Raw genomic sequence first — 16,531 nt, 5'->3', positions numbered from 1 at the left:
GGCCGGGGTCCAGTTGGAAAGGTGGAAATAACGGATCGCGATCCTTCGTTAGTGCCGTCCCCCAACTGGGCCCCGGCCTTCGCCGGGGTGGGGGCCTCTACCGAACGGCAGCACTTCCCTGTTCTCCCGCGACGGCGGGCGCTCACGCCCCCCACACACCTCTACTTGAGCGAACCGCCGCGCTCGCCTAAGTCCCGGCGATGACATCGACCAACGACATCCGCCGCGGCTTCCTCGACTATTTCGGTTCGCAGGGGCACCAGATCGTGCCCTCCGCGCCGCTCGTGCCGCAGAACGACCCGACGCTGATGTTCGTCAATGCGGGGATGGTGCCGTTCAAGAACGTCTTCACCGGGCTCGAATCGCGGCCGTACAGCACCGCCACCTCGTCGCAGAAGTGCGTTCGCGCGGGCGGCAAGCACAACGATCTCGACAATGTCGGCTACACCGCGCGGCACCATACGTTCTTCGAAATGCTCGGCAATTTCTCGTTTGGCGATTATTTCAAGGAACAGGCGATCACCCACGCCTGGACGTTGTTGACCAAGGAATGGGGCCTGTCGCCGGATAAGCTGACCGCGACCGTCTATCACACCGACGACGAGGCGTTCGATCTCTGGAAGAAGATCGCGGGGCTCCCCGAGCACCGCATCATTCGCATCCCGACCAAGGACAATTTCTGGTCGATGGGCGACAACGGGCCGTGCGGGCCATGCTCGGAAATCTTCTACGATCACGGCGACCATATCTTCGGCGGCCCTCCCGGTAGCCCCAACGAGGACGGCGACCGCTTCGTCGAGATATGGAACCTCGTGTTCATGCAGTACGAGCAGGAAAATGCCGAGATCGTCGGCAACCTGCCAAAGCCCTCGATCGACACCGGCATGGGGCTCGAGCGCATCGCCGCGGTGATGCAGGGCGTCACCGACAATTACGACACCGATACGTTCAAGGCGCTGATCGCAGCGTCGGGCGCGCTGACGCATACCGCGACCGACGGCGCGAACACCGCCAGCCACCGCGTGATCGCCGACCATCTGCGCACCGCGGGTTTCCTGGTCGCGGACGGCGTGCTGCCCGCGAACGAAGGCCGCGGGTACGTGCTGCGCCGGATCATGCGCCGCGCGATGCGCCACGCGCATATCCTCGGCGCGAAGGAGCCGTTGATGCACCGGCTGGTCCCCGCGCTCGTCACCGAGATGGGCGCCGCCTATCCCGAATTGTCGCGTGCCCGCCCGCTGATCGAGGCTACGTTGCAGCAGGAGGAGACGCGCTTCCGCCAGACGCTCGACAAGGGGCTGAAGCTGCTCGACGAGGCGACCGCGGAGATGACCGGCGGCACGCTGGCCGGCGACGTCGCGTTCAAGCTCTACGACACGTTCGGTTTTCCCTACGACCTGACCGAGGACGCGCTGCGCGAACGCAACATTTCGGTCGATCGGGACGGTTTCGACACCGCGATGGCCGAGCAGAAGCGCGCCGCGCGGGCCGCCTGGAAGGGCTCGGGCGCCAAGGCGTCGGACGATATCTGGTTCGACATCGTCGAGCAGACCGGCGGCACCGAATTCCTCGGCTATGCGTCGGACACCGGCGAGGGCGAGGTCGTCGCGCTGGTCAAGGACGGTGCGCGCGTCGACCATGCGACGACGGGTGATACGGTGTCTATCGTCGTCAACCAGACGCCCTTCTACGGCGAGAGCGGCGGGCAGGTCGGCGATGCCGGGCATATCTCCACCGACGCTGGCCTGCGCGCGACGGTTACCGAGACGTCGAAGCAGCTTGGCCGCGTGTTCGTTCATCATGCGATCGTCGATGCGGGCGGCATCAAGGTCGGCGAGTCCGTCAAGCTCCAGATCGACGTCGCGCGCCGCGCGCAGATCCGCGCCAACCATTCGGCGACGCATCTGCTGCACGAGGCTCTTCGCGAGCGCCTCGGTACGCACGTCGCGCAGAAGGGGAGCCTCGTCGCGCCCGACCGCCTGCGCTTCGACTTCTCGCAGCCGGTCGCGATGACCCCCGCCGACATCGCGCAGGTCGAGGCCGACGTGAACGCGCAGGTCCGCGGCAACGGCGCGGTGACGACGCTGCTGATGACCCCCGACGACGCGATCGCGATGGGCGCGATGGCGCTGTTCGGCGAAAAATACGGCGACGAGGTCCGCGTCGTGTCGATGGGGTCGACCGACGAGGGCAGCTATTCGATCGAGTTGTGCGGCGGCACGCACGTGACCGCGCTCGGCGATATCGGGCTGTTCAAGGTGGTTGGCGAGGGTGCTGTGTCGAGCGGCGTGCGTCGCGTCGAGGCGCTGACCGGCGAGGCGGCGCGCGCCTATCTGACCGGCCGCGACGATCGCCTGCGCGAGGCGGCGGCCGTGTTGAAGTCGACTCCGGATGAGGTGCCGGCGCGCGTCGCGTCGTTGCTCGAAGACCGCCGCCGCCTCGAACGCGAGCTCGCCGATGCGAAGAAGGCGCTGGCGCTTAGCGGCGGCAGCGCTGGTGAGGCTGCGGGCCCCGAAGAGGTCGGCGGTGTGGCGTTCATCGGCCAGGTGCTCAACGACTTCGAGGCGAAGGGCCTGCGCGGCGCGGTCGACGAGGCCAAGCAGCGGCTGGGGTCGGGGATAGCGATGCTCGTTGCGATCAACGACGATCGCGCTTCGGTCGCGGTTGGCGTGACCGCGGATCTGGTCGCGAGCCACAATGCGGTGGACCTGCTGAAGATCGCGGTCGCGACACTCGGCGGGCAGGGCGGCGGTGGCCGGCCCGACATGGCGCAGGGCGGTGGCCCTGATGGGGACAAGGCGGCGGATGCGGTGGCCGCGGTGCGGGCGGCGCTGGCGGGCTGACGGCTGACGGCTGACGGGCTTTCTGCTCCGTGCCGTTCCCCCGCGGACGCGGGGGCCCAGCTAAGTACCGATAGCGCCTGGTACCCTGGGCCCCCGCCTTCGCGGGGGAACAGTGATGATAAACCGCTGCACTAGCACCACCACCACCCCGGCGAAGGCCGGGGCCCAATTGGGAAGGTCGATGTACCGGAGGGCCGTCCGTCGTTACTGCCGTCCCCCCAATTGGGCCCCGGCCTTCGCCGGGGTGGAGCTTTGGGGTGGGGTAGTGGCGGTATCACCAGCCTAGGATCACCCCGCCCCGCGCACCTTGGCCAGCGTCGTTCCAGCGGTAATCGCCTCGATATCCGTCACCAGGTGCAGCATCCGCACCCCGCCGCGCGCCATTGCCCGGTCCAGCGCCCCGACGAAATCGCCCGTCTGCGTCACCGTCTCCGCCCAGCACCCATAAGCCCGCCCGAGCGCGGCAAAGTCCGGATTGCGCAGCGCCGTCCCGGACACACGCCCCGGATATTCGCGCTCCTGGTGCATCCGGATCGTGCCGTACCCACCATTGTCGACGACGAGCACCAGCATGTCCGCCCCGTGCGCCACCGCCGTCGCCAGTTCCTGCCCGTTCATGAGGAAACACCCATCGCCCGCGAGCGCGACGACCGTCCGCTCGGGATGCCGCAGCGATGCGGCGACTGCTGCCGGCACGCCATACCCCATCGCCCCAGCGGTCGGCGCGAGCTGCGTTCCCGGCCCGGCATAGGCCCAGTAGCGATGCCACCAGCCCGAATAATTCCCCGCGCCGTTGCAGAGGATCGCATCCGCGGGCAGCCGCTCGCGCATCGCGGTCACGCACGGCCCCAGATCCATCGCCAGATCGCGCGGGCGCGGCGTCGACCAGTCCAGCCACTCGGCATGCGCCTCCTGCCCGGCCGTGCGCGGCGGCAGGTCGAGCAGCAGCAACGCCTCGGCGAACTCCGCCATCCCCGCGCACACCGCTACGTCCGCATGGTAGGCACGCTGCAATTCGTCCGGATCGGGATGGACATGGACGATCCGCTGGCCCGGATGATCGGGCGTGATCAGCGCATAGCCATCGGTCGTCGCCTCGCCCAACCGCGGGCCGACCACGAGCAAGAGGTCAGCCGCCTTTACCCGCTCGACCAGCTTCGGATTGGGGCCATAGCCGAGATTGCCCGCCCACACCGGGCAATCGTTGGGAATAGCATCCTGCCGCCGGAACGCCGCTGCGACGGGCACGCCGTTACGGTCCGCCCAGGTCGAGAACGCGCCCGACGCGGCGACGTCCCAGCCCGCGCCGCCGACGATCGCGACCGGGCGCTCCGCCGTCGTCAGCAGATCCGCGAGCAGATCCATCGTATCGGCGTCGCAGCCTTGCGCCACGCGCTCGACGCGCGGCCGATCGACCGCCTCCACCACGTCGAGCAGCATATCCTCGGGCAGCGCGAGCACCACCGGTCCCGGCCGCCCCGACATCGCGGTGGCATAGGCGCGTGCGACATATTCCGGGATGCGCCGCGCATCATCGATCCGCGCCGCCCATTTGGCGACGGCTCCGAACATCGCCTGGAAATCGATCTCCTGAAATGCCTCGCGGTCGCGCGTGCCGCGGTCGATATCGCCCACGAACAGGATCATCGGCTGCGAATCCTGCATCGCGACATGCACGCCGATCGACGCGTTGGTCGCGCCCGGTCCGCGCGTCACGAACGCCACGCCCGGCCGGTGCGTCAGCGTCCCGTCCGCGCACGCCATATAGGCCACGCCGCCCTCCTGCCGGCACACCACCAGGTCGATCGCCGGCGTGTCGTGCAGCGCATCGAGGACGGCGAGGAAGCTTTCTCCCGGTACGGTGAAGATCCGGTCGCATCCCTGTGCGACGAGTTGGTCGACCAGGATGCGGCCGCCGGTGCGTGGTGTGATCATCGCGGCATTCTGCCGTCCGTTTCGCGCGAAGTCGAGAAACGTCGTGCGCTGGCGACGATCTCGCTTACTCTCGCCGCGTTCACGAAGCCGGGGCCGAACCCGACTCGTGCCAGGAGAGGATCATGACCGACTTCATCACCGTCGCCAGCGGCTTGCGCTTTCCGGAGGGCCCGGTCGCGATGCCCGATGGCAGCGTCATCCTCGTCGAGATCGCCGCCGGTCGCATCACCCGCGTCGCGTCCGATGGCACCAAGACGACGGTCGCCGAACCCAGTGGCGGCCCCAACGGGCTCGCGATCGGTCCCGACCGCAAGCTGTATTGCTGCAACAACGGCGGCTTCGCGTGGCGCGAGGCGAACGGCTTCCTGACTCCGCACGGCCAGCCGCACGACTATTCGGGCGGCCGCATCGAACGGATCGATATCGCCACCGGCGCGGTCGAGACGCTCTACAAGGACGGCGACTTCGGTTGCTCGCTGCGCGGTCCGAACGACATCGTCTTCGATTCGCACGGTGGCTTCTGGTTCACCGATCACGGCAAATCGCGCGATCGCGCGCGCGATATTACCGGCATCTTCTACGCGAAGGCCGACGGCAGCCATCTGGAGGAAGTGATCTTCCCCAGCGAAAATCCCAACGGCATCGGCCTCTCGCCCGACGGGACGCGGTTGTACGCGGCGGAAACCTTCACGTGCCGGCTGATGGCGTTCGACATCGTCGCGCCGGGCAAGGTCGCCAGCGCCGCGGGAACGCCGCTCTACCGCCCCGCCGGCTACAAGTTCTTCGACTCGCTCGGTGTCGAGGATGGCGGCAACATCTGCGTCGCGACGATCGGCGACTGCGGGATCAGCGTGATCTCGCCGGCGGGCGAGCTGGTCGAGTTCGTCGCCACCGACGATGCGTTCACCACCAACATCTGCTGGGGCGGCGCGGATGGAATGGACGCGTACATCACCTGTTCGGGCAGCGGCCGGCTGGTGAAGACGCGGTGGAAGCGGCCGGGGTTGAAGCTCGCGTATTGAGAACGGTTCAATCCTCCCCCGCCAGGGGGAGGTGGCAGGCGCCTGCCTGACGGAGGGGGAGGAAAGGGAAGCCGCTGTTCCGTGTCCTCCCCCTCCGACGCCTTTGGCGCCACCTCCCCCTGGCGGGGGAGGATCGATCAGCGCCGATGTCCTCCGACGCCCGTTGCCGAGCGCGAACCACCGGCTTATGCGAGGCGAAATACCTGAGGAGGATGCATGGCGAACAAGCGCTACACCGATGCGGCGACGGCTCTCGAAGGCCTGTTGTTCGACGGCATGACGATCTGCGCGGGCGGTTTCGGGCTGTGCGGCATTCCCGAGCGGCTGATCGACGCGATCGAGACCTCGGGGGTCAAGGACCTGACGATCGCCAGCAACAATGCCGGGATCGACGGGCAGGGGCTGGGTAAACTGCTCCGCTCGCGCAAGGTGAAGAAGATGATCTCGTCCTATGTCGGTGAGAACAAGGAGTTCGAGCGGCAATATCTGAGCGGCGAACTCGAGGTCGAGTTCTGTCCGCAGGGCACGCTAGCCGAACGCTGCCGGGCCGGCGGCGCGGGCATCCCCGGCTTCTATACCAAGACCGGCGTCGGCACGCTGGTCGCCGAAGGCAAGGAAGTGAAGAGCTTCGATGGGCAGGACTATATCCTCGAACGCGGCATCCGCGCGGACCTGAGCATCATCAAGGGCTGGAAAGCGGACGAGAGCGGCAACCTGATCTTCCGCAAGACCGCGCGCAACTTCAACCAGCCGATGGCCACCGCGGGCAAGATCTGCGTCGCCGAGGTCGAGGAGATCGTTCCTACAGGCAGCCTCGATCCCGACACGATCCACCTGCCGGGCATCTATGTGAAGCGGATGATCGTCGGCGCGCCCTACGACAAGCAGATCGAATTCCGCACCGTCCGCGAACGGGTTTCGGCGTGATACACTCTCGGTTCTCCTGCGTACGCAGGAGTCCAGGGTCGCGGGCGTTGCGGCTGGTATCCTGGGCCCCTGCGTTCGCAGGGGCACTGGTGTTGCAGGGCTGCGTCAGCGTGTCCGCGCCGACATCGATCGCCGCGACACCGACCGCCGCGGTGCCCGTGACGGTCGACGGCGTCCCCGCGGGGATGCAGTATCTCTACGCCTCGGGCGAGGCCGCCGCGGTCAGCATCCAGGCGTGGAACGCGCTCGTCGGGTACGTCCGCGCGCAGCGTACGCCGGTATCGGTCGTCCTCGCACCCGGCGCGTCGATCGCCGCGCCCAGCTGGACCGCGTGCGGCACTAAGCCGAAAGCGGCCGTGTTCGACGTCGACGAGACCGTCCTGCTCAACCTCGGCTTCGAATTTGACGCCGCGTCAGGCCAGCTGTGGTCGGATGCGCGCTGGCAGGCGTGGGAGCGGACCGGCATCAAACAGGTCGCGCCCGTCCCCGGCGCGCTGGCGGCGCTGACGCAACTCCGCGCGATGGGCGTGACCGTCGTCTTCAACACCAACCGCTCCGCCGCCAACGCCGCACAGACGCAAGCCGCGATCGAGGGTGCAGGGCTCGGCCCCGCGCGCCACGGCGAAACGCTGTTCCTGTCGGGCGACGATGCGACCGGTGCGAAGAAGGACGGCCGCCGCGCGACGATCGCCGCGAAATACTGCGTCGTCGCGATGGGCGGCGACCAGCTCGGCGATTTCAGCGACCTGTTCAACGCAGGCCAGACCCCCGCCGCGCGTCGCGCCGTGGTGCAGTCGGCCGGGATCACCGCCAAATGGGGGGCAGGGTGGTTCGTGCTGCCCAACCCCGTCTACGGCACCGCGCTGAAAGGCTCGCGTGACGATGTGTTCCCGCCCAACGTCCAATGGGCACCGAGTGGAGGTATGCGCTGATGGCCGATCACGCCAATGCGATCAAACTCGATGCAGGCGCCGCGCTGACCGACGAATCGGTCGAGGTCGCGCGCATCTGGATCACCAACAATGCGGGCAGCAACGTGCTGATCGACGCGGGTATCCTCGAGGATCCGACGGTGTTCGGCTATCTCCTCGCCGACACGATCCGCCACGCCGCGCGCGCCTATGCGGCCACCTGGGGCATCGACGAGGATGCCGCGTTGCAGGCGATCGTCGACGGCGTCGGTACGGAGTTGCGCGAACAATTCACGACCATCTCAACCATCCAGGAAGGAACGATCAACTGATGCCGTGGGATCGCAACCAGATGGCCGCGCGCGCCGCCAGGGAACTGAAGGACGGCTATTACGTCAATCTCGGGATCGGCATCCCGACGTTGGTCGCGAACAATATCCCCGAGGGCATGACCGTCACGCTCCAGTCGGAGAACGGGATGCTCGGGATCGGTCCGTTTCCTTATGCGGGTGAAGAGGACGCCGACCTGATCAACGCCGGCAAGCAGACGATCAGCGAACTACCCTCGTCGGTGTATTTCAGCTCGTCCGACAGCTTCGCGATGATCCGCGGCGGGCATATCGACCTGACGGTGCTTGGCGCAATGGAGGTCAGCGAGGGCGGCGACATCGCCAACTGGATGATCCCGGGCAAGATGATCAAGGGCATGGGCGGCGCGATGGATCTGGTCGCGGGCGTCAAGCAGATCATCGTCGTCATGGACCACACCGCCAAGGACGGCACGCCGAAGTTCATCCCCTCGTGCACGCTGCCGCTGACGGGCAAGAACGTGGTCGACATGGTCGTCACCGATCTTGCGGTGTTCCAGCGCCCCGACCACGACAGCCCGTTCACGCTGGTCGAACTCGCGCCGGGCGTAACTGCGGACGAGGTCGCAGCGAAGACCACGGCGCGCTACACCGCTTGATGACCTATACCCTCATCACCGCGAACCGGAATTATTCAAGCTGGTCGCTGCGGCCTTGGCTGCTGATGACCGCACTCAACATCCCGTTCGAGGATCGGATCGAGCCGTTCCTGGCGCCGGTCAATTACGACGCATTCCGCCTTCTCGCCAACGGGACAAGTGCCAGTGCTGATCGACGGCACGCGGACGGTGTGGGACTCGCTCGGCGTTGTCCTTTACCTCGCCGAGCGCCATGACGGCGTGTGGCCAGCCGATGCCGAGGCGCGCGCGTGGGCGATCTGCGCGACTGCGGAGATGCATGGCGGCTTCTCCGCGCTCCGCAACGAGCGGACGATGAACGTCGGCGTCCGCGTCGACGCCGCTCCCGGCAGCGAAGCGCTCGATCACGACGTCGCGCGGATTACCGAACTCTGGGCGCAGGGGCTCGACCGGTTCGGCGGGCCATGGCTCGCCGGCACCGACTTCACCGCGGTCGACGCCTTCTTCGCCCCCGTCGCGTTCCGCGTGCGGACGTACGGGATCGATGTCGGCCCCGCCGGTCTGGCCTGGGTCGAGCGGATCATCGCTCATCCGGCGATGCGCGAATGGGAGGCGACCGCGCTCGCTGAAACCTGGCGCGAGGAGAGCCACGAGGCTGATCTTGCCACATGCGGATCGATCACCGCGGATTTCCGCCGCTGATGAAGCGCGCCGCAATCGTACTGGTGCTCATCGTGATCCTGATCGCAGGCACGGCGTTCACCGCGGGGCCGGGCACGCTCAGCGTGCTCGACGGCGTGATGGGTGGCGGGCGCGGAACAGCGCGCGTTCGCGAAGGCGTTCCCTTCGGCACGCATGGCCAGACGCTCGATGTCTGGCGGCCGTCTGGTGGTACGAAGACCGGCCTGCCCGTGCTGATCTTCTGGTATGGCGGCGGCTGGGTCCACGGCTCGCGTGGCGCCTATGCGTTCGCGGCGCGCGCTTATGCGAAGGCGGGCTACGTCGTCGTCATGCCCGATTACCGCAAGGTCCCCGACGTGCGCTTCCCCGCCTTCCTCCAGGACGGCGCCGAAGCGGTGAAGTGGACGCGCGACCACATCGCGCAGTCGGGCGGCGACCCCACTCGCATCGCCGTCGCCGGCCACTCCGCAGGCGCGTATACCGTCGCCATGCTGACGCTCGACGAGCGCTGGCTGAAGGCGGAGGGCGTCGACCCGCATATCATTAAGGCCGCGGTCGGTTTGTGCGGCCCGTACGACTTCTACCCCTTCACCGCCAAACGCGCGATCGACGCGATGCAGGGCGCGGCCGACCCGGTGATGACTCAGCCGATCCACTTTGCGCGCGCCGACGCCCCGCCGATGCTGTTGATCACCGCCGGTAATGACACGCAAGTCAAGCCGCACAACGCGATCAACCTCACCGCGCGGCTGAAGGCGCTTGGGGCGCCGGTTACGCACATCGACTACCCGGGTTTGAGCCACGAGAACGTCGCGATGGCGCTGTCGAAGCCGTTTCGCGGGAAGGCGCCAGTGCTGGCGGACAGCGTGGCGTTCCTGAACGCGGCGATGCCTGCCCGCTAGTCGCGCCCCCTCCGTCATCCTGACGAAAGTCAGGAACCAGAGCCGCGAAAGACGGCGCCTGTAACACTGGATTCTGACTTTCGCCAGGATGACGGATCAAGGCCGACATACGCCCTACCGCCGCATTCTTACGACCGAAAATTACATCGAACCTTGGCCTTGCACCCCTTTTCGGTTACCGCGCCCCCATCATGGCAACTCCACAAACCCTGTACGAAAAGATCTGGGCCGCGCACGTCGTCGAACGCCGCGACGATGGCACCTGCCTGATCTATATCGACCGTCACCTCGTCCACGAAGTCACCAGTCCGCAGGCGTTCGAAGGCCTCCGCGTCGCTGGGCGGACAGTCCGCCGTCCCGACCTGACGCTTGCCGTCCCCGATCACAACCTGCCGACGACGCCGCGCAAGGACGCCGCCGGGCGTGTCCTGCCGATCGCCGATCCCGAAAGCGCGCAACAGCTCGACGCGCTGCGCCGCAATACGACCGAGTTCGGCATCGACTATATTGATGCGACCGCCGCCGAGCAGGGCATTGTCCACGTTGTCGGCCCCGAGCAAGGCTTTACGCTTCCCGGCGCGACGTTGGTCTGCGGCGACAGCCATACCTCCGCGCATGGTGCGCTCGGCGCGCTTGCGTTCGGGATCGGCACCAGCGAGGTCGAGCACGTCCTCGCCACGCAGACGCTGCTGCTGTCGCAGGCCAAGACGATGGAAGTCCGCGTCGATGGCGAACTCGGCTTCGGGGTCAGCCCGAAGGATGTCATCCTCGCGATCATCGGCAAGATCGGCGCAGCGGGCGGCACCGGCCACGTCATCGAATTCACCGGCAGCGTCATTCGCGCGATGTCGATCGAGGGCCGCCTGACGATCGCCAACATGTCGATCGAGGCGGGCGCGCGCGCGGGCCTGATCGCGCCCGACGATACGACGTTCGCCTATCTCAAAGGCCGCCCGATGGCGCCGACCGGCGAGAACTGGGACAAGGCCGTCGCTTGGTGGCGCAGCCTCGCGACCGATCCCGGCGCGCGCTACGACAAGTCCGTCGTGCTCGACGCCGCCGACATCGCGCCCGGCCTGACATGGGGCACCAGCCCCGAGGACGTCGTCCCGATCACTGGTGTCGTTCCCGAACCGTCGAGCTTCGCCGACCCCGCCAAGCAGGCGGCGGCGCAGAAGTCGCTCGATTACATGGGGCTGACCGCGGGCACCGCGATGCGCGACGTTACGATCCAGCACGTCTTCATCGGCAGCTGCACCAACAGCCGGATCGAGGACCTGCGCGCCGCCGCGGCGATCGCCGACGGGCGCCATGTCGCCGACGGGGTGCGCGCACTCGTCGTCCCCGGATCGGGGCTGGTCAAGCGGCAGGCGGAAGCCGAGGGGCTCGATCGGATCTTCATCACGGCAGGGTTCGAATGGCGCGAGCCGGGCTGTTCGATGTGTCTGGCCATGAACCCGGACAAAGTCCCTGCGGGGGAGCGTTGCGCTTCCACGTCGAACCGTAATTTCGTTGGCAGACAGGGTCCCGGAGCGCGCACGCATCTGGTATCACCCGCGATGGCGGCAGCGGCGGCAGTGACCGGCAAGCTGAGCGACGTCAGAGAGTTGATGGGGGAAATAGCGTGAAGAAGGTTTTCGTATTGCTGGCGGCGGGCGCAATGCTCAGCGGCGTCGCGGCCTATGTCGCATCGGCACGCACGACTCCGGATCATACGGGGCCGGAGCGCACGGAACAGCGATGACTCCCGTCACCACCGTCTCGGGCCGCGCCTATCCGTGGGGCGCGAAGAACATCGACACCGATGTCATCATTCCCGCGCATTGGCTGAAGACGATCACGCGCACCGGCCTCGGCCGCGGCGCGTTCGAGACGGTTCGGGCGCAACCCGGCAATATCTTCGACGACCCGCGCTATGCCGGGTCGCCGATCCTGATCGCGGGCGATAATTTCGGCTGCGGGTCGAGCCGCGAGCACGCCGCTTGGGCGCTCGCCGACATGGGTATCACCGCGGTGATCGCGCCGAGCTTCTCGGACATCTTCTCGGGCAACGCGTTCAAGAACGGCATCGTCCCCGTCGTGCTGCCCCAGGAGGCGATCGACCGCCTGATTGAGGTCGCGCAGGACCAGATTGTCACGGTCGATCTCGAGACGATGACCGTCACCACGCCGTTCCAGGATCGCTTCACCTTCGAACTCGACGCATTCCGTCGTCAATGCCTCATGGAAGGGCTGGACGAGGTCGGCCTGACGCTGGCAAGGGATACCCAGATTTCGAAATTCGAGGAGGCGGTCGCATCGAATCGCCCCTGGACGACGGTGGAGAGCGGGTATGCGAGCATTGGTGTCGAAGGCAGTCGGCGGACCTGAAACTCTGGAAATGGTCGAGCTGCCCGATTTGGTGGCCGGCCCAGGACAGGTCGTCGTCGCGGTCAAAGCCTGCGCGATCAACTTCCCCGACGTCCTTATCATCGAGGACAAATACCAGTTCAAGCCCGAGCGCCCGTTCGCGCCGGGCGGCGAGATCGCCGGCACGATCGCGTCGATCGGCGAAGGCGTTGCCGGCTGGGCGGTTGGCGACCGCGTCATCGCGATGCTCGGCCATGGCGGCCTGTGCGAGCAGGTCATCGCCGACCCCGCCAAGCTCTACCGCCTCCCCGAAGGCCGCAGCTTCGCCGAGGGAGCATCGCTGATCCTCACCTACGGCACGACGATCCACGCACTGCTCGACCGCGGCCACATCAAGGCGGGACAGACGTTGCTCGTTCTCGGTGCAGCCGGCGGCGTGGGGCTCGCGGCGATCGAGCTCGGCAAGGCGTTCGGCGCAAAGGTCGTCGCCGCGGTTTCGTCCGAGGAGAAGGCGGCCGCTGCCAAGTCCGCGGGGGCCGACGAGACGTTGATCTACGCGCGTGCCCCGTTCGACAAGAACCAGTCGAAGGCGCTTGCCGAGCAGTTCAAGGCAGCGGTCGGTCGCGATGGCGCTCACGTGATCTACGATCCGGTCGGCGGCGACTATGCGGAGCCCGCTCTGCGTTCGATTGCCTGGGAGGGCAAGTACCTCGTGGTAGGCTTCCCCGCCGGTATCCCGAAACTTCCGCTCAACCTTACGTTGCTGAAAAGCTGTGACGTCTGCGGGGTCTTTTGGGGGGCGTTCGCAGCTCGCGATCCGAAGGCGAACCAGGCACATATCGGGACGCTGTTCGACCTGTGGGAAGCAGGAAAGATCGCGCCGCGCGTTACCGAAACATTCGCGTTCGAGGACGGCGGCAAGGCCATTGCGAAGATGGCGGCACGTAATGCTATCGGGAAGCTCGTCGTAGAGGTCGGCTAAGCGCAGCCGCCTCTACCAGAGGGTCAAAAGACGTTGTACGCGATGGCGGCGATCGCGCCCCACATCGCCATCGACGCGAAAATCCCGTAGGCGAGACCGTGCACGACCGGCGGCGTGGCACGCGCTCTGGTCAGGGGAACGGAAGGCAGCTGGGATAGGGTCGACATATCACTCTCCTGTCCGTGCACTGTGTCACGTGACTGACTTATATATCGTTACAACCCCGGCATTGTTCCAGCAGTTTTTGCACGTTTCCGTCGATTGTTGCGCAGGGGGCTCGTGCGACCTATCTCGGGGTCGACGACACGGCTGAACGGGGACCCGCGCAATGACCAACTTCGACGACCGCGAACGCGCCAGCGAGGCGCATTTCGCGCGCGAGGAAGAGATGGCCTTCCGGATTACGGCGCGTCGCAATCGCCTGCTCGGCGGCTGGGCGGCGCATGAGATGCAGCTCACCCCCGAAGAGACCGACGCCTATGCCACCGCGCTCGTGCACGCCGATATGGAAGGTGGGGGCGACGACGATGTCGTGCGCAAGCTCGTCGGCGACCTGACCGCCGCCGGTCTCGATCATGACGAGGCCACCGTTCGTCGCGCGCTTGCGCAGCAGATGATCGAGGCCCGTCGCCAATTGCTGGAGGCGCATTGATATGCCGATGGCTGCCGACGATATCGCCACGATGATCAAGGACGCGATCCCCGATGCCCAGGTCGAGATCACCGATCTCGCGGGTGACGGCGATCATTACGCGGCCAAGGTCACCGCTGCCAGCTTTGCCGGGATGAGCCGGGTAAAGCAGCACCAGGCCGTCTATGCCGCGCTCGGCGGTCGGATGGGCGGCGTCCTGCACGCACTTCAGCTTACGACTGCAATTTCCTGAGGACCGAAGACATGACCGACGATTCCAACGCCCGTATCGACGCCCTGGTCAAAGCCAGCCCCGTCGTCCTGTTCATGAAGGGCAGCCCGCTGTTCCCGCAGTGCGGCTTTTCCAGCCGCGCGATCGCGATCCTGAACCACCTCGAGGTCGAGTTCGAAAGCGTCGACGTCTTGCAGGACCAGGGTATCCGCCAGGGTATCAAGAGCTATTCGGATTGGCCGACGATCCCGCAACTTTACGTCGACGGCGAATTCGTCGGCGGCTCAGATATCATGATGGAAATGTACGAGAGCGGCGAACTGGCGCAATTGTTCGAGACGCAGAAGGCCAACTGATCGGAGCCGGGTGGGTGGATCGTCGCGAGACCGGAGGGGAAGCGACCGATCCACCCTGTGAACGCGGTTGCGTTCGGTGACAGGGCAAGATCTGCAGGGTCCATGCCAGAAACGCCCGTTCGCTGGTTTGCTGACGTCCGATAGTTAATCGCGGATCTGCTCGGCCCCGATCTGTAAGAGTTTCCGACAGGCTCACCTCCAATCGAGACCTTGCCATCGCCGCGTTGAGCCGCCATTTCGCATACATGGCTGAGCATCCGACCGGTATCCCGATCCAGCTCGAGCCGCTCGTGGTACGCGTGCTCGCGCCCAACGCCTCCCCTTATACCTATACGGGAACGCAGACCCATATCGTCGGCAGGACCGACCTTGTCGTGATCGATCCCGGTCCCGACGATCCCGACCATATCGCTGCGCTGGTGCGAGCGATCGATGGGCGTACCGTGTCGGCGATCGTCGTCACGCATCACCACCGCGACCATAGTCCTGCGACGCGTCCGCTCCAGGCTATCACGCGCGCGCCGATCGTCGGCGCCGCGCCGTTCGACCTTGCCGATGGCGGCGCGAGGGCCGACGCGTCGTTCGATGCCGCCTATGCGCCCGATCGCGTTCTTGCAGAGGGCGATATGGTGACTGGCGAGGGCTGGACGCTGGAGACGATCGCGACGCCTGGCCACACCTCGAACCACCTCGCCTTCGCGCTCCCCGAGACGAAGGCGCTGTTCTCCGGCGATCACGTGATGGGATGGTCGACGACGATCGTCTCGCCACCCGATGGCAACATGACGGCGTACATGGCGAGCCTCGAAAAGCTCATGGCGCGCGACGACCGAGTCTATTACCCCGGTCACGGCGAGGCGATCGACAAGCCGCAACGCCTCGTCCGTGGCATGCTGGGCCACCGCAAGCAACGTGAGGGGCAGATCCTGCGTCTTCTCCGCGAAGGCGCGATGGCGATCCCGGCGATGGTCGAGCGCATGTATGTCGGTCTCGGCCCACAGCTCGTGCCCGCGGCCGCGCGTTCGGTGCTGGCGCACCTCTACGATCTACAAACCCGTGGACTGGTTATCGAGGAAGGCGAGACATGGCGAACGACAGCGTGACCGAACCCGTACGCAAGAGCGGCGTGGCGTCGTTTCTGGCCAAGGCCGTGGGCGTCGTCCTGATCCTGGTACTCGCGGGCCTCCTCGTGCTCTGGGGCGTACAGCGCTACGTCAGCGACCGCCTCACGCCCGATCCGACGACGATCGCAAGCGCCAGTCTCGAAGGTCTGCGCGAACAGAACCGGCTATCGGCGTTTGCCGCGCGCTACGTCGCCGTCGTTACCTCGAAACAGTCGCAGCTGGGCTTCACGACCGAGAAGACGCTGATCATGCCCGGCATGGTGCGCTACGAAGTCGACATGGCCAAGCTCACCCAGTCGGACGTCGCGTGGGACGGCAAGACCAAGACGCTGTCCGTGCGCCTTCCCGCGGTCGAAGCCGATGGCCCGCAGGTCGATCTCAACGCGGTCCGTGAATATGGCTCGGGCGGCGTGCTGAATACGTTCACCGACGCCGAGAAGCGCCTCGATGCCGCCAACCGCCGCGCCGGCCAGATCGAGCTGATCCGCCAGGCGCGCGAGCCCGCGATGATCAAGCTCGCGCGCGACGCGACGCGCCGTGCGGTCGAGCGCAGTTTCGCGATGCCGCTGCGCGCCGCCGGGATCGATGCGAGCGTCGCGGTGCGCTTTGCCGACGAGCCGGTCGCGAACACCGAACGCTGGGATACCTCGCGCTCGTTGCAGGACGTGCTAGGGAATAGGCGTTAAACTC

At 66.5% G+C, this 16,531-nt stretch carries 17 protein-coding genes and 1 pseudogene; 16 read left to right on the top strand and 2 right to left on the bottom strand.

Annotated elements, in window-relative coordinates; genetic code table 11:
• Positions 1-200 precede the first annotated feature (200 nt).
• On the top strand, positions 201-2,843 hold the full coding sequence (alaS, locus tag HMP09_RS07130; protein WP_176499792.1) for an alanine--tRNA ligase: 2,643 nt from the start codon (positions 201-203) through the stop codon (positions 2,841-2,843).
• A 288-nt stretch (positions 2,844-3,131) separates the two neighbouring features.
• Here the strand turns inward: alaS and HMP09_RS07125 are convergent, their stop codons facing one another.
• On the bottom strand, positions 3,132-4,778 hold the full coding sequence (locus tag HMP09_RS07125; protein ID WP_176499791.1) for a thiamine pyrophosphate-binding protein: 1,647 nt from the start codon (positions 4,776-4,778) through the stop codon (positions 3,132-3,134).
• Positions 4,779-4,900: 122 nt separating this feature from the next.
• Between HMP09_RS07125 and HMP09_RS07120 the strand changes: the two genes are divergently transcribed.
• The 10 genes and pseudogenes from HMP09_RS07120 to HMP09_RS07075 all read left to right on the top strand — a co-directional run bounded on the left by HMP09_RS07120 (position 4,901) and on the right by HMP09_RS07075 (position 13,498).
• Positions 4,901-5,800, top strand: a complete 900-nt coding sequence (locus tag HMP09_RS07120) for an SMP-30/gluconolactonase/LRE family protein (RefSeq protein ID WP_176499790.1) — start codon at positions 4,901-4,903, stop codon at positions 5,798-5,800.
• A gap of 216 nt (positions 5,801-6,016) precedes the next feature.
• The gene (locus tag HMP09_RS07115) at positions 6,017-6,727 is read left to right on the top strand and encodes a CoA transferase subunit A (protein WP_176499789.1); all 711 of its coding nucleotides are present in this window, start codon (positions 6,017-6,019) and stop codon (positions 6,725-6,727) included.
• A 53-nt stretch (positions 6,728-6,780) separates the two neighbouring features.
• Entirely contained in the window at positions 6,781-7,659 is an 879-nt protein-coding gene (locus tag HMP09_RS07110) for an HAD family acid phosphatase (protein ID WP_443026463.1), read from the top strand.
• Complete coding sequence (locus HMP09_RS07105; protein ID WP_176499788.1) at positions 7,659-7,970, top strand: DUF5076 domain-containing protein; 312 nt, start codon at positions 7,659-7,661, stop codon at positions 7,968-7,970. The genes HMP09_RS07110 and HMP09_RS07105 overlap by 1 nt, the downstream gene beginning before the upstream one ends.
• A complete protein-coding gene (locus HMP09_RS07100; RefSeq protein ID WP_176499787.1) occupies positions 7,970-8,605 on the top strand; it encodes a 3-oxoacid CoA-transferase subunit B in 636 nt (211 codons plus the stop codon). The genes HMP09_RS07105 and HMP09_RS07100 overlap by 1 nt, the downstream gene beginning before the upstream one ends.
• Positions 8,605-9,286: pseudogene (locus HMP09_RS07095) on the top strand (glutathione S-transferase family protein). Before HMP09_RS07100 ends, HMP09_RS07095 begins: the two are co-directional and overlap by 1 nt.
• Positions 9,286-10,167, top strand: coding sequence for an alpha/beta hydrolase (locus tag HMP09_RS07090; RefSeq protein WP_176499786.1), 882 nt, complete (start codon positions 9,286-9,288; stop codon positions 10,165-10,167). The pseudogene HMP09_RS07095 and the gene HMP09_RS07090 overlap by 1 nt, the downstream one beginning before the upstream one ends.
• A gap of 191 nt (positions 10,168-10,358) precedes the next feature.
• A complete protein-coding gene (gene leuC / locus HMP09_RS07085) occupies positions 10,359-11,795 on the top strand; it encodes a 3-isopropylmalate dehydratase large subunit (protein WP_443026451.1) in 1,437 nt (478 codons plus the stop codon).
• Positions 11,796-11,907: 112 nt separating this feature from the next.
• A complete protein-coding gene (leuD, locus tag HMP09_RS07080) occupies positions 11,908-12,537 on the top strand; it encodes a 3-isopropylmalate dehydratase small subunit (RefSeq protein ID WP_176499785.1) in 630 nt (209 codons plus the stop codon).
• The gene (locus HMP09_RS07075; RefSeq protein WP_176499784.1) at positions 12,500-13,498 is read left to right on the top strand and encodes an NADPH:quinone oxidoreductase family protein; all 999 of its coding nucleotides are present in this window, start codon (positions 12,500-12,502) and stop codon (positions 13,496-13,498) included. The genes leuD and HMP09_RS07075 overlap by 38 nt, the downstream gene beginning before the upstream one ends.
• A gap of 23 nt (positions 13,499-13,521) precedes the next feature.
• On the opposite strand, the gene HMP09_RS07070 is transcribed toward HMP09_RS07075, so the two are convergent.
• Positions 13,522-13,665: a hypothetical protein gene (locus HMP09_RS07070; protein ID WP_176499783.1), complete on the bottom strand. Its 144-nt coding sequence runs from the start codon at positions 13,663-13,665 to the stop codon at positions 13,522-13,524.
• A 161-nt stretch (positions 13,666-13,826) separates the two neighbouring features.
• Between HMP09_RS07070 and HMP09_RS07065 the strand changes: the two genes are divergently transcribed.
• The 5 genes from HMP09_RS07065 to HMP09_RS07045 all read left to right on the top strand — a co-directional run bounded on the left by HMP09_RS07065 (position 13,827) and on the right by HMP09_RS07045 (position 16,527).
• Positions 13,827-14,150, top strand: a complete 324-nt coding sequence (locus HMP09_RS07065; protein ID WP_176499782.1) for a DUF1476 domain-containing protein — start codon at positions 13,827-13,829, stop codon at positions 14,148-14,150.
• A gap of 1 nt (position 14,151) precedes the next feature.
• Entirely contained in the window at positions 14,152-14,382 is a 231-nt protein-coding gene (locus tag HMP09_RS07060) for a BolA/IbaG family iron-sulfur metabolism protein (protein ID WP_056057430.1), read from the top strand.
• 11 nt (positions 14,383-14,393) lie between these two features.
• Positions 14,394-14,717 (top strand): Grx4 family monothiol glutaredoxin, encoded by a 324-nt coding sequence (grxD, locus tag HMP09_RS07055; RefSeq protein WP_056057434.1) that lies wholly within the window; start codon positions 14,394-14,396, stop codon positions 14,715-14,717.
• Positions 14,718-14,962: 245 nt separating this feature from the next.
• The gene (locus HMP09_RS07050; RefSeq protein ID WP_176499781.1) at positions 14,963-15,820 is read left to right on the top strand and encodes an MBL fold metallo-hydrolase; all 858 of its coding nucleotides are present in this window, start codon (positions 14,963-14,965) and stop codon (positions 15,818-15,820) included.
• Positions 15,802-16,527: a DUF4230 domain-containing protein gene (locus HMP09_RS07045; protein WP_176499780.1), complete on the top strand. Its 726-nt coding sequence runs from the start codon at positions 15,802-15,804 to the stop codon at positions 16,525-16,527. Before HMP09_RS07050 ends, HMP09_RS07045 begins: the two co-directional genes overlap by 19 nt.
• The last annotated feature ends 4 nt before the right edge of the window (positions 16,528-16,531 follow it).

The organism is Sphingomonas sp. HMP9 (assembly GCF_013374115.1).
Lineage (GTDB): Bacteria > Pseudomonadota > Alphaproteobacteria > Sphingomonadales > Sphingomonadaceae > Sphingomonas.
Note: the sequence above shows the minus strand (reverse complement) of the source record. Positions and strands in the feature narration are given on the sequence as shown.